Genomic DNA, 12,753 nt, shown 5'->3' on the forward strand with positions numbered 1-12,753 from the left:
AAACTTGATTAATATTTGAATGCTTTACCTCCTGCAATCACTTCTTGTTGCTTATCATTGAAAATAACCTTTTCTCCTGTCCTATAGGCTGCATTTGCCATAATAACTGCAATTGAATGATTGTATCCCGCTTCAACTGGCGCATTGGGTTCTTTACGATTGCGGACACATTCCATCCAATTGCGTATATGTGCCATTGTGACAAGGTCCCCACCGGTATTCGCCGCTGTACTAACCCGGATATTATTCAAATTGATATCCGGCAATAAATTTGCCTTCATTCCCATTGCCCTAGCGTACTCGTCAGTCAGACCACCCGTAGCTGATATTTTATTGGTATCCAAATTGAGCGTTCCACCATTGCTGTAATAAATTTCCTTCACCTCCTCGCCGTTCAGAACGCCCGAATTTGTCTGCCTGGACTTAAACAGTACCTGAAATCCTTTAGTCAAATCATCCAATGGACCGTAATCAAATACGGCAGTAAAGGTGTCCGCATTTTCCCTACCATCTTTCCAAAGGTAATTCCCTCCATTTACGGCTACACTACGTGGGTGTGGAAGCCCCGTAAACCAATGCACGGTATCAATCTGATGGCATAACCATTGTCCGGGAATACCAGATGAATAGGGCCAGAATAATCGATATTCCAGATAATGTCTGGCATTGAAAGGCTCATACGGGCGATTAAGCAAAAATCTCTTCCAGTCGGTTTCTTCTTCTCTTAATTTGGCCACGAGATCTGGTCTACGCCATCGCCCCGGCTGATTGACGTTCCAAGTGAGCTCCACCATGACGATATCACCAAATTTTCCTCTTTTAATAAAATCATTTGCAGCAAAGTAATTTAAGCCGCTCCGACGTTGTGAACCGATCTGCACGATCTGCTTACTATCTTTCACCGCCTTTAATACCGCACGGGCATCTTCCATCGTTTCGGCCAGTGGCTTTTCGACATAAGCATCCTTACCGGCACGTACTGCTTCAATCGCATGTAGCGCATGCTGAAAATCGGAGGTTGAAACAAATACCGCGTCGACATCCTTGATATCGTACAGGGCTTCATTATTTAGGCAGGGCTTAATGGCATGTCCCAGCTTTTGCTTCCAGAAATCCACACCCTCCTCCCGACGAAGCTTCCAGATATCGCTTACAGCAATAATGTCAAAATTCAAATCTTTATAGGCCGCAAGAAATGAAGGCGCATGTGCTCCTTTATGTCGATCTGAAAACCCAACCACCCCAATATTAATACGGTCATTCGCTCCAATAATCCGTCGATAACTTGAAGCACTGAATGCACGTGTTCCTGTATACATACCAGCAGTTAGCAGCCCCGCTTTTTTTATAAAATCTCTACGTGAATTAATCATTTATTTAAGTTTAGTTATTTACTAAAAGAATATTTTTGGTATTTTGTTTTCTTTTGACTACTTCTCATTGGTTCATCAGAAAACAAAAAGCATTTTTTGCGGCTAAATATCCCCCACTCGCATTGGCCTCGTATTTCGGAAAAATATTAGCCTACATCGCTAGTGAACAACTTCCCCTTGATTACGACACTTGCTTTTTAGTTATTTCAATTTTAAACCCAAGGACATTTTATAGAAAGAAATACCCGGCGATTTGATTATTTTATATTAAAATAATTTTAGTATTTAACAATATCTGTTTATATTTAGCTGACAATCGCGACAATAATTAATTAAATACTAAATGAAAAAAATAATTCAAGAAGGGGAACTAATCACGGTCGGAAGGATGCAAAAAGATCCTTTTATTATGGCAATGGAAGAAAAAACAGCTTGGAAAAAAGAGTTACAACAGAAAATCCGTAGTTACCTCTTTGCCCGGCAGCAACCTTTGATCTACCGGAAAAATGGACAGATGGTTGCTGAATATCGAGATGGAACAATTCAAAGCATCTGAAGATGGCAACAATATATATCATAGCTGGCCCACCTAACATAGGTAAAAGTACTTTCGGACCAGAATTTGTTCCTGAGGGCATAAAAATACTTGATCCAGATCTTATCGTGCAGCGTTACCGCGAGCTCGGCATCAGGAGTGGGTACAAGCGATTTGAAAAAATGCTACAGCATGAACTTTCCGCCAACCGGGACTTCGCAATAGAAGTGAATTTAGGATTGAGAAAACATTTCGACATGTTGAGAATGGTAAAATCTTTTCGTTCCGATAATAGAATAGAAATATTATTCTTCTACACGGATGATATCGATATTTGTTTGGCCCGGGCACAGGGACGAAAAGATAGCCGAGCCCACCGTAGTATGGAAACTATCGAAGATTTATACATTCGGACACTCCCATTGCTCAAACGGAATCTGGATATTTTTGATACGCTAAAAGGTGTAGACGTAAGAGAAAACGCTATAGAACCTGAAATCATCTTTCATTATCAACAGTCTTCAGCCACTATTGAGGTCGCTAAAGAGCTACCGCGATGGGCAGGGTAATAAAATTGAAAAAATATTTGTGCCCCAACTAAATATTCTCTTATCTTTGCAATCATCAGATGATATGACTATATGAAGACTGAACACATCGTTAGAAGATCTTTGGCTGAGGAGGTTGCTGCCGCGATTGAAGAAAAAATCAAACTGGGCAATTTCCCGATAGATTCAAAACTCCCTACTGAACCGGAATTAATGAAACAGTTCGCAGTAGGAAGATCAACAATTCGCGAAGCCGTTAAGTATCTAAGTCAATCCGGTTATTTGCATGTACAACAGGGACTGGGAACTTTTATCAAAAGTGTGACCGGCCATCATGCGCTTGATGCAAAAATTGAGAAAGGTAATTTTAACGATATTTTTGAGGTAAGACAGGTCCTGGAATTGAAAATTATTGAAAAAGCAGCAGTAAATCGAACAGCAAAAGGACTAAAAGATATGGCTCTTGCACTTAAAAATAGAGCAAAATATGCCGCCGCTGAAAATCTTATCGCTTGCGTGGAAGCAGATATTGCCTTCCATAGTGCTATTGCCGAATCTTGCGGAAATAACATTCTAACAGCTTTATATGATACCTTATCCGTTCACGTTAATAAATTTTTCATGGAAATATATAAAGACACCACGCCTTTCCTTGACTCACAGCAGCAGCATGAGGATCTAATGCAAGCAATTAAAGATAAAAATATCCAGCAGGCTGTTGCAGTAGCGAATCAAATTATCCTGCATAAATAATTGTCTTACCCATTTTTCCTTTACGACCCCGACAATCAATTAATAGTAGATCACGAAACAAGACATCAGATGACCTGATGTATTAATTTATGAAAACAGAATCTTTAAAAGCTGATGGTTCTTGGAATAGTTCCCAGACAGTCTACCCTATCTTATTTGCAATTAGCATTTCCCATTTGTTGAATGACCTTATTCAATCGGTTATTCCGGCTGTTTATCCGCTACTGAAGGCTAATTATGCACTTAGTTTTACCCAAATCGGTATTATTACCCTAGTATTTCAGCTGACAGCTTCCATTCTTCAGCCCTTTGTTGGACTTTATACCGACAAAAACCCCACGCCGAGGTCCCTGGCAGTTGGTATGTTGTTTTCGTTAGCTGGTTTACTGTGCATCGCCTTTGCTTCCAGCTTTATTTATATCTTACTTTCAGTGAGCCTGATTGGCATGGGGTCTTCTATTTTCCATCCCGAGGCCTCTCGTGTTGCCCATTTGGCTTCTGGCGGAAAAAAAGGATTGGCGCAGTCAATTTTTCAGGTGGGTGGAAATGCAGGTGGTGCGATCGGGCCGCTTCTTGCCGCACTGATTGTTATCCCCTTTGGTCAACAATATATCGGTGTCTTTGGTGTATTGGCAATTTTAGCCATCTTAATCCTTACCTATGTGGGAAATTGGTATCAATTGCACCTTAGGCCGAAATCTACTGCCGCAGCACATAGCTCTGCACAGATAAAGTCGAACTTTTCGAAATCTAAAATTATCTTTGCGCTGGTTATCTTGCTGATTCTGATATTTTCAAAGTATTTCTACATGGCATCCATGACCAGCTACTTTACATTTTATTTGATCGATAAGTTTGGCATTAGTGTACAGGAATCTCAAATTTACCTTTTTGTTTTTCTGGCATCGGTGGCGGTCGGAACAATACTTGGTGGGCCCCTTGGCGATCGCTATGGACGCAAACTCATTATTTGGGTTTCAATACTCGGTGCAGCGCCTTTTACGTTGCTTTTACCACATGTGGGGCTAACTTTAACCATGATACTGTCTGTTCTGATCGGACTGATTATATCCTCCGCTTTTTCCGCTATCTTGGTGTATGCAACAGAATTGATTCCGGGCAAAGTAGGTATGATTGCAGGGCTCTTCTTTGGACTTGCTTTTGGAATGGGTGGAATTGGTTCTGCCCTTCTGGGATGGCTGGCCGATAAAACTTCCATTGAACATGTATTCAACATCTGTGCATATTTACCCTTGATCGGTATTGCAACAGGGCTATTACCCAACATTGAACGTCAGAAAAAGGCATAATAAAAAAACAGCTCTCCAAAGTTCCTTGAGAGCTGTTTTTAATGACGTTTAGTATCCGGGATTCTGGATAAGTTTTGTGTTTCTGTTTATTTCGTCACGATGTAGAGAGGTAAAATACATCTTATCGTTCCAACTTCTATTTTCAATTCCGGGGTCGATATTACTCACAACGTATTTGTACGTATAATTGCTTGGATCGTATTTATACAGGGTTACTTTCTTATTGTCTTTTAGCGTACCGGTGATATTGATGATATTGGCTTTACGTCCAATCGTTTCGGCAGCTATCATCCAACGTCTTGCATCAAAAAAGCGATGTTCTTCATAAGCCAACTCTATCCTACGTTCATTACGATAGCGGTTTTTTAATGCCGTTCCAGTTTCTTCAATTGCGGGCATTCCTGCTCTGAACCGGATTTTATTTAACCAAACTTTTGCTTCTGCCTCTTCCCCCAATTCAAGACAAGCCTCTACGTAGTTTAATACAGCTTCGGTATAACGTAACATTGGCCAAGGAATGCGCTGTCTTGTATTCTGATCTTCCTGAGCAGGATCGGGATCAACAAACTTACGCATGTAATATCCCGTTCTTGAGCCATTCCAATCTTCGACAGGACTTTTTCGGGTGTCTAAGCCAAAATGGGTAACTTTATTCCCTTCCGCATTAATAATTTCATATTGACCGCTTTGAATTTGGTTATTGGGATCTCTTTTTGTTACATCTGCTGTCCTTGGCTTCCAGTCGGCGCCATCATATAAAATTGTCGCCTTCAATCTCGGATCACGCTTTTGATAAGGAGCCGCGGCCATGGTCGCATTTGACCAGTCAAACTTTTGCCCTTCCACCGTTTCATAATCGTCAACAAGTAATTGTATCGGCGTGTTTCCCGCCCAGTTATGATAACCATTGGGACCATTGTCACGTCCAACCCAACCGCCGCGTTCGTCTTTTTCATCAACAAAGTAACGCCCTAAGATCATGTCCCTGGCAGCTCCGGCATCTACCATTTTACTTCCACCACCAAGAGATAAAGCCATATAGTTTGCGGTACCTTCCTCAGCAGAGGCTGCAGACGTCAAATCCAGTTTATAGGCAAAATCTGCTCGGTTCAAAACAGCTTTTGCTGCTTCCTTTGCTTTTGTCCATCGTTCAGTTTGGCTGCCAGTAGTATACATCAAATATTCTGGTTTTGTGTAAGCTTTTAAGAGCGCAGATTTGGCACCCGCCTTATTAGCGTCATGCAAATCACTTGCAGCATATAGGAGTACTCGCGATTTAAGTGCTAATGCAGCAGTTTCGCTTGCACGCCCCTTTGCTGCCCGCAAATCTTTGAGCAGCAAACTCGCGCTATCCAGATCGCGGACAATGGCAGTGACACAATCGGCGTAACTATTTCTGGGCACCATAAAATCTTTGTCATTCAGCGTATAGATCTTATTATCTATCGGTATACCGCCATAGAAACGTAAGAGCTGCTGATAATAGTATCCACGTAGGAAATACGCTTCTCCCAATAATTTATTTGCTTTTTCCTGATCAAATTTGGCCTGTTTCAAATTTGAGATTGCAATATTCGTGGCGCGAATACGCACATACATACGGCCATATTCATAGGTATCCATAATATAACCTTGATCAGCTGGGTTGGAACGTGACTCTGTGACTGTATTAATACCGCGATTAGGGTGAGTGAATAGTGCCTCATCTGTCATGGATGCCATTTCTTGTTCATAGAAACCACCAACACCAAAGCCATTGTATATTTCGACCACGAAAGCTTCGGACAGGCCGGCATCCGACCAGACCAACTCATTCGGCACCTCACTAAGTGGCTTTGTATTCACAAAATCGTCATTACAAGACTGGAAACCAGCCGATAACACAAGCAAAAGCAGAGATATATTCGCAATTTTTTTCATTTTCTTATCTGATTTATATTTCTGAGAATAAGTTTTAATAGGACCCTTGTTTATCTTTATTATCTTTAGCACTTAAAAGGATAACAACACGCCAGCATTAATTAATCTTGCCTGTGGATAATACTGTCCTAACGCGTTTACCGCTTCTGGATCGTACATCTTGATCTTGCTCCACGTGATTAGATTCATACCATTTGCATAAACACGCAATGATCCAATACCGATTTTATCGCAGATCGTCGATGGAAGATTGTAACCCAATTCCACATTTTTTAGACGTAGGTAATCTGTACTCCGCATCCAATAGGTATTGTTATACGAGTAATATTGGTTACTGCGATCCGTTAGTCGTGGATATACACTGCTCGGATTAGTTATGCTCCAACGCTTATCGTAAAAATCCTCAAGAAAATTACCGATAGAGCCGGATTCATCTGTACCGACACGGATTTCTCCACCTGTTGCGCCCTGGAATAAAACGGACAAATCAAAATCTTTGTAACTCAAGCTAAAATTGAATCCTCCCTGAAATGTTGGGTCACTATTTTTGTCTCGCCTTACCTTATCATCCGGTGTAATTTTCCCATCACCATTGACATCCTTATATTTCATATCACCGGGACGCAAATCACCATTTTTTCGCGTTTCGGCTCCAACAATAGCGCTATAGTCCAATTTATCATTGTTGATATCATTTACATCTTTAAATACGCCATCATAGATATAGTAGATATCTGTTTTAATCGGTTTTCCTGTGCTTTGTTGCCATGCTGGAGCACCGGGTGCTTCATCCCAAAATATAATTTTGTTCTTCGCATAACCCCCATTAACACCGACCGTATATCCAAGCTCGCCGACCTTTCCTTTGTAACCTAGGTTAAATTCCCATCCCTTGTTATCCACTTTACCAATATTTTCTGCTGGAAGAGTCATGCCTGTACTCTGTGGGACGGACGCATTTTTTCGCCATAAAATGGAGTTCCTGCGGTTTTTGAAAATATCAAACTCCAGATTTATTTTGCCTTGCAAGAATTGGAAGTCGAAACCTAAGTTATAATTATTAGCGACCTCCCATGTGACCATTTCGTTTGGTACCCGGCTTTCAAAGAGTGTTTTGGCCAGTTTATCATCCACAATATAGGTCCCGAATGAATAGGTTGAAAAATATTGATATTCTTGTAATTTATCTTCCCAATAAATATTATCGTTCCCCATTTGACCATAGGATGCACGAATTTTGAAGTAATTGATAACAGGAATGTTTTCTTTCCAGAAGTTCTCTTCAGAGACAACCCACCCGGCCATTGCTCCAGGGAAAAATCCAAAACGTTCACGCTCCGGGAACATATAAGAGCCATCATAGCGCCACAGAAACTCAGCAATATACTTACTTTTGTAATTGTACCCAAAACGACCAAAATAATTCAGACGCGCACGCTTCCATGCTGTCCCATCGTTATTTTTCTCTTGCTCTCCACCCGCAAAAAGGTAATCTATGCTGTTCGATAAAAAGTAACGTCTATAGGCACTAAATTTGTCGTTGTCAATAGTCTCTCTGTTTACCCCTGCAATCGCATTCACTTGATGATCTCCAAATTTTCTGTCAAAACTTAAAATACCGCCTAACAGAATATTGAGTTGATCTTCGTTACTTTGGTTGAGGTTCGGATCCGCGGGACCACGCCGACCGGCCTGTAACAAAGGTGTTTTACCGTCGGCTTCATAACCTCCCGGCCAGGAATATAAAGTCCAGGGTGTCACCCATGTTTTTTGATTTTTCACATATTTGTCCACAGAGGCGTTTAAAGTTAACTTCAGGCCTTCAACCCACGGATTTGTAATATCTACCTGTCCATTTGTCTGGAAATAATAGCGTTTGTCGTGATCGTACCCAGTGGCATTTGTCGTGATAACAACAGGATTTTCGCCATTCTCGATATCAGGACCGGGTTTACCATTTGGCCAAATTGCAGGTTGGGTCGGATTTCCGCGCATCAACATCCGAAAGATTGTACCTGCACTTTTAGTTGGATAATTACGGTTTTCCTGCCGGCCTAATACACCGAATTGGGTTTTGATATACTGACTGATATTGGCGTCCAGGTTAATCCGTAAATCATACTGTTTGTAACCGGTTGCAGAATTTTTATAATAAGCATCTTGATTTTGATACCCCAATGACAAAAGGTATTTTACATCCTCAGTACCACCATTGACCTGGAGGTTATGGCGTTGTTGGGGGGACCAATCCTTCAATGTGGATTTATACCAGTCTGTATTCGGATGTCCCCAAGGATCTGAACCATCTTTAAATTTTTGAATATCGTCAGGTTTAAAAGGTGCTCCCAGAGTAGTTCCATCCTTTTTTGTATAGGATCCTGTACCATTTAGAGCCGTCAATGCTGCTGACCACTCATCCACAGGAAGATTGTAGATTTCAAGTTCGTTACGGATTTCAGCAAATTGTGTTGCGTCCGTCAATTTAGGAATTACTGTTGGCTGAGAATACCCTTGGTTAAAGGTATAAGAGAACTGTGGTTTACCGGTTTTCCCCCGACGTGTCGTCACAAGGATAACACCATTGGCCGCTCTTGCACCATAAATCGCCGCAGAAGCATCTTTTAGGACGGAGATATTCTCGATATCCCGGGGGTTAAGTCGTTCAATCCCTCCTTCACGGGCTGGTACACCATCTATAACTATTAGCGGGCTACTATTCCCCAAAGTGTTTGTCCCCCGGATCTTGATCGTGGATCCATCGTTTCCAGGCTCAGCACTACCGTTGGTAGCAATAACCCCCGGTATCCTTCCGGTCATTGCATTGGAAATGTTTAGTGCTGGTGATTGAGCGAGATCACTCCCTTTCACCGTAGCCACAGCTCCCGTTACTGTTTCCTTCCGTTGTTTTCCGTAACCAACCACAACGACTTCATCAAGACTTGACTGAGAATTTAAAAGTGTTACATCTATGGCCCTCCGTCCATTGACTACTTCGTCCATCGTCTGTTTACCGACCATTCTAAAATTGACCGTGCTATTGGCAGGAACTTTGTCCAATTTGTAACGACCTTCATTGTCTGTTTTAGTTACTAAATTAGTTCCATTGACTGAGACAGTAACACCTGAAATTGGCATTCCAGCTTCATCCCTCACGACACCAGTAACACTTAATTCCTGTTGAAAGAGATTTCCGTAATGGGCAAAGCTCGCGGCGTCTACAGATTGGGGATTTAGTGCGACTAAAGAGCACAACGATCCAGTCCAAAACGCTCTCTTCCATTGATTTGAGAAATAATGGCAATTAATCATAAAAACTGTTTAATGGTTTAAATTGTATGTTTATTAGTTATTTATTTGCTTCCACAAGACACCCGGTTTAGCATCTTATCAAAGGCGGTTTATAATTGAATTTTTGATTATATGAAAATACAAAAATAAATAAACAAAGCAAGTGTTATTTTCACACTATTCGAAAAAATAAATATAAACATCTGACTATCATTAAATTAATACAAAATAAACGCCTTAAGATATCGTTTTTTTTCATTTAAATCTGATCATATCAAGACAGTCTTAAACGTACAATATACACTAACAAGTCATATCCGGAAGTCTTAACAAAATATCGTCTTAATACATGTTATGACAATCTTTTACTAAAAATAGAACTGTTATATTCTGAAAAGACCGGATTGTGGATTTTAATTATTATGGTAATAGAATTATATGGGGATACGTAATTTTACGATAAACGGTTTTTTATTTCATAATTTCGACATTAATAGTAGCAGTAATATAGAAATATGCGTTTCCAAAAAAAAACACACTAATAATGAATATTCACATCAGACAGGAAAGCACAGTCGATCATCAGTCAGTTTTTGAACTCATTCGGAAAGCTTTTGAACATGAAAAATATAGTGACCATCAAGAACAATTTCTCGTTGAAAAATTACGCCTTTCAAGCGGATTTATTCCAGAGCTTGCCTTAGTAGCAGAAATCGGCGGTGAAATTGTTGGCTACATCTTGCTTACAAAAATTTAAATTCGCAACAAAGCAAGAAAACGGGATTATCCTTCTCTTGCTTTGGCACCGATTGCGGTGTTGCCTGAGTTTCAAAGGAAGGGAATTGGCAGTAAATTGATTGCAGAAGCGCATCGAATCGCTGCGCAACTTGATTTTGGATCAATTATTTTATTAGGCCATGCCAATTATTATCCAAAGTTTGGCTATGTGACAATGGCGGAATATGGTATTAACATGCCTTTTGAGGTGGCAGATGAAAATTGTATGATCATTGAACTCTGTCAACGGGCTTTGACCGGAGTACAAGGAACAGTTGTGTATCCACAAGAATTCGGAATAACCTAAAAATGGTCGACTATTGGTAACATATCCGGCCGACCATTTATTTTAATATTTAATGGGATAATCTTGCATAAATTCAAATTGATATCCATCTTTTTTAAGTGCATCTATTAAGGTCGACAACTCCTGCTGTCCCTTTTTCGTCTGGAACATATCATCATGCATTAAAAACACCACATTATTCGGAACCATTGAACTCTTATTGTTCATAAAGTTATGGATATGGGATAACGTGGCTTCCTGAGGTTGAACAGGAACTCCCGTAATACTGTTTAAACGCCATTCTACATCCCAACCAAAAATACGATAACCATTTTTGTGGAGCATATCAGCTGTCATAGAGCCATTTTTCAAATCTATCTTGCGGATATCATCGTACATCCATATATTTCTACCCGGGAGTCTAACTATTTTATGCTTAAGATTAAGATCCTTTTCATTTTTTTCAAAATCAGCAAAAGCCTTTTCCGGATTGTTATAAAATCTTGAATATTGATTATTAGCATGTGTATAGCTGTGGTTATAACAAGCAATCAAGGGATTATTTTCATATTTTTCAAGATCCCGTTTTCTACCTTTACTCATATTGGCATGTTTGCCAATTAAAAATACACTTACTTTTATATTTTTCTCTTTTGCCAACGAATCAATGGCGGCACTTCCGATCAAGGGACCATCATCAAATGTCAGATAAATATGTTTCGGATGAGCATCAAAGGCTCTCCGCAACGAATCCTTTAAATTACGTTTTTGTTGCTTTACAGGGATAGGGTGCAAACTATCGACTGTAAAATGTAGCTGATTTCTTTGGAGAGAATCCCATTTGTTCAACAGAACGGGCACCTTCTCCTTATGGGTCAACTTTTCATTTAGCGTATCCCTATCGCCTTCTTTGCCACTGCCCAATACTTTATTTGAGAAATCTTTACATGACATTGAACCTAAGATCACACTACCAGTGAACAATGCAATCAACAACCTTCTACACTTCATATCTATCGTAATAACTTGAGTGATTTTTTACGTTTCAAAAATACCATAAAAACCCACGCTAAAAGTATAATATTTCATAAATCCCTGTTTTCCGTGATAATCAGCTACAAAAACGACAAAATTATTTGTCTTAAGGGTTTATTACCCCTATAATGACACGGTTAGAATGGCTCGCTCAGCTTTGAATTAGCAAAGCGTTATTTCTTCTTAAAAATTAAAGCCCGGTTATATTCGAAATTCATTCGGGCAATGTTTAGCACAGATATCCCTTGCGGACATTCAACCTCACAGGCTTCTGTATTTGAACAGTGACCAAAAGATTCGGCATCCATTTGTCTGACCATATTCAGTACACGTTGATTTCTCTCTTCCTTTCCCTGCGGGAGCAAAGCCATATGTGTAATCTTTGCTGAGGTAAACAGGGCTGCACTCCCATTTTTGCAAGTTGCGACACATGCACCACATCCGATACATGCCGCTGAATCGAAAGCTTCTTCTGCCAGTTCATGTGAAATAGGAATAACCGTAGCATCTGGTGCCTGCCCCGTATTGATAGATACAAACCCACCAAGAGAAATAATTCGGTCAAAAGCGGATCTATCCACTTTCAAGTCTTTTTTTACCGGAAATGCTGACGAGCGAAAGGGCTCAATCACAATGGTGTCATTATCCTTGAACGAACGCATGTGTAACTGACAGGTTGTTGTATGTTTCAACGGACCGTGTGCGATACCGTTAATCATTACGCCACATTGACCACAGATCCCTTCTCTGCAGTCATGGTCGAATTCGACGGGCTCCTCCCCATTGACAATAAGCTTCTCATTCAATGTATCCAACATTTCTAGAAAAGACATATGGGGGTTAAGTCCTTGTAGATCATAGGCTACTAGTTTCCCTGTTGATTGATTATCTTTCTGCCGCCAAATTTTAAGATGTAAATCCATAATTG

The 12,753-nt window shown here is 40.3% G+C and carries 11 protein-coding genes; 6 read left to right on the forward strand and 5 right to left on the reverse strand.

Annotated features, from left to right (window positions below; translation table 11 throughout):
- Window positions 1–8: 8 nt before the first annotated feature.
- On the reverse strand, window positions 9–1,373 hold the full coding sequence (locus tag HMAT_RS06545; protein WP_104381956.1) for a Gfo/Idh/MocA family protein: 1,365 nt from the start codon (window positions 1,371–1,373) through the stop codon (window positions 9–11).
- Between the two features lie 343 nt (window positions 1,374–1,716).
- Between HMAT_RS06545 and HMAT_RS06550 the strand changes: the two genes are divergently transcribed.
- The 4 genes from HMAT_RS06550 to HMAT_RS06565 all read left to right on the forward strand — a co-directional run bounded on the left by HMAT_RS06550 (window position 1,717) and on the right by HMAT_RS06565 (window position 4,519).
- The gene (locus tag HMAT_RS06550; RefSeq protein ID WP_104381957.1) at window positions 1,717–1,929 is read left to right on the forward strand and encodes a hypothetical protein; all 213 of its coding nucleotides are present in this window, start codon (window positions 1,717–1,719) and stop codon (window positions 1,927–1,929) included.
- A 2-nt stretch (window positions 1,930–1,931) separates the two neighbouring features.
- Window positions 1,932–2,477 (forward strand): hypothetical protein, encoded by a 546-nt coding sequence (locus HMAT_RS06555; RefSeq protein WP_104381958.1) that lies wholly within the window; start codon window positions 1,932–1,934, stop codon window positions 2,475–2,477.
- Between the two features lie 72 nt (window positions 2,478–2,549).
- Window positions 2,550–3,209, forward strand: a complete 660-nt coding sequence (locus HMAT_RS06560) for a FadR/GntR family transcriptional regulator (protein ID WP_104381959.1) — start codon at window positions 2,550–2,552, stop codon at window positions 3,207–3,209.
- An 89-nt stretch (window positions 3,210–3,298) separates the two neighbouring features.
- On the forward strand, window positions 3,299–4,519 hold the full coding sequence (locus HMAT_RS06565; RefSeq protein ID WP_104381960.1) for an MFS transporter: 1,221 nt from the start codon (window positions 3,299–3,301) through the stop codon (window positions 4,517–4,519).
- A gap of 48 nt (window positions 4,520–4,567) precedes the next feature.
- Here HMAT_RS06565 and HMAT_RS06570 read toward each other — a convergent pair whose 3' ends face one another.
- Complete coding sequence (locus HMAT_RS06570) at window positions 4,568–6,439, reverse strand: RagB/SusD family nutrient uptake outer membrane protein (RefSeq protein WP_104381961.1); 1,872 nt, start codon at window positions 6,437–6,439, stop codon at window positions 4,568–4,570.
- Between the two features lie 72 nt (window positions 6,440–6,511).
- The gene (locus tag HMAT_RS06575) at window positions 6,512–9,748 is read right to left on the reverse strand and encodes a TonB-dependent receptor (protein WP_104381962.1); all 3,237 of its coding nucleotides are present in this window, start codon (window positions 9,746–9,748) and stop codon (window positions 6,512–6,514) included.
- Between the two features lie 523 nt (window positions 9,749–10,271).
- On the opposite strand from HMAT_RS06575, the gene HMAT_RS27380 reads away from it, so the two are divergent.
- Window positions 10,272–10,484 (forward strand): GNAT family N-acetyltransferase, encoded by a 213-nt coding sequence (locus HMAT_RS27380; protein WP_233789126.1) that lies wholly within the window; start codon window positions 10,272–10,274, stop codon window positions 10,482–10,484.
- Window positions 10,485–10,811 (forward strand): GNAT family N-acetyltransferase, encoded by a 327-nt coding sequence (locus tag HMAT_RS27385; protein ID WP_371412038.1) that lies wholly within the window; start codon window positions 10,485–10,487, stop codon window positions 10,809–10,811.
- Between the two features lie 42 nt (window positions 10,812–10,853).
- On the opposite strand, the gene HMAT_RS06585 is transcribed toward HMAT_RS27385, so the two are convergent.
- Together HMAT_RS06585 and HMAT_RS06590 are read right to left on the reverse strand one after the other, a co-directional pair.
- Window positions 10,854–11,801: a polysaccharide deacetylase family protein gene (locus tag HMAT_RS06585; RefSeq protein ID WP_233789128.1), complete on the reverse strand. Its 948-nt coding sequence runs from the start codon at window positions 11,799–11,801 to the stop codon at window positions 10,854–10,856.
- Window positions 11,802–11,998: 197 nt separating this feature from the next.
- Window positions 11,999–12,748, reverse strand: a complete 750-nt coding sequence (locus HMAT_RS06590) for a succinate dehydrogenase/fumarate reductase iron-sulfur subunit (RefSeq protein ID WP_104381964.1) — start codon at window positions 12,746–12,748, stop codon at window positions 11,999–12,001.
- Between the last annotated feature and the right edge of the window lie 5 nt (window positions 12,749–12,753).

Origin of the sequence: Sphingobacterium sp. HMA12 (genome assembly GCF_002933815.1) — a bacterium.
Lineage (GTDB): Bacteria > Bacteroidota > Bacteroidia > Sphingobacteriales > Sphingobacteriaceae > Sphingobacterium.

Bases quoted from the DNA above. Each gene is read 5' to 3' on its own strand.
- HMAT_RS06545 (WP_104381956.1), bottom strand. From the start codon at position 1,373: ATGATTAATTCACGTAGAGATTTTATAAAAAAAGCGGGGCTGCTAACT.
- HMAT_RS06550 (WP_104381957.1), top strand. From the start codon at position 1,717: ATGAAAAAAATAATTCAAGAAGGGGAACTAATCACGGTCGGAAGGATG.
- HMAT_RS06555 (WP_104381958.1), top strand. From the start codon at position 1,932: ATGGCAACAATATATATCATAGCTGGCCCACCTAACATAGGTAAAAGT.
- HMAT_RS06560 (WP_104381959.1), top strand. From the start codon at position 2,550: ATGAAGACTGAACACATCGTTAGAAGATCTTTGGCTGAGGAGGTTGCT.
- HMAT_RS06565 (WP_104381960.1), top strand. From the start codon at position 3,299: ATGAAAACAGAATCTTTAAAAGCTGATGGTTCTTGGAATAGTTCCCAG.
- HMAT_RS06570 (WP_104381961.1), bottom strand. From the start codon at position 6,439: ATGAAAAAAATTGCGAATATATCTCTGCTTTTGCTTGTGTTATCGGCT.
- HMAT_RS06575 (WP_104381962.1), bottom strand. From the start codon at position 9,748: ATGATTAATTGCCATTATTTCTCAAATCAATGGAAGAGAGCGTTTTGG.
- HMAT_RS27380 (WP_233789126.1), top strand. From the start codon at position 10,272: ATGAATATTCACATCAGACAGGAAAGCACAGTCGATCATCAGTCAGTT.
- HMAT_RS06585 (WP_233789128.1), bottom strand. From the start codon at position 11,801: ATGAAGTGTAGAAGGTTGTTGATTGCATTGTTCACTGGTAGTGTGATC.
- HMAT_RS06590 (WP_104381964.1), bottom strand. From the start codon at position 12,748: ATGGATTTACATCTTAAAATTTGGCGGCAGAAAGATAATCAATCAACA.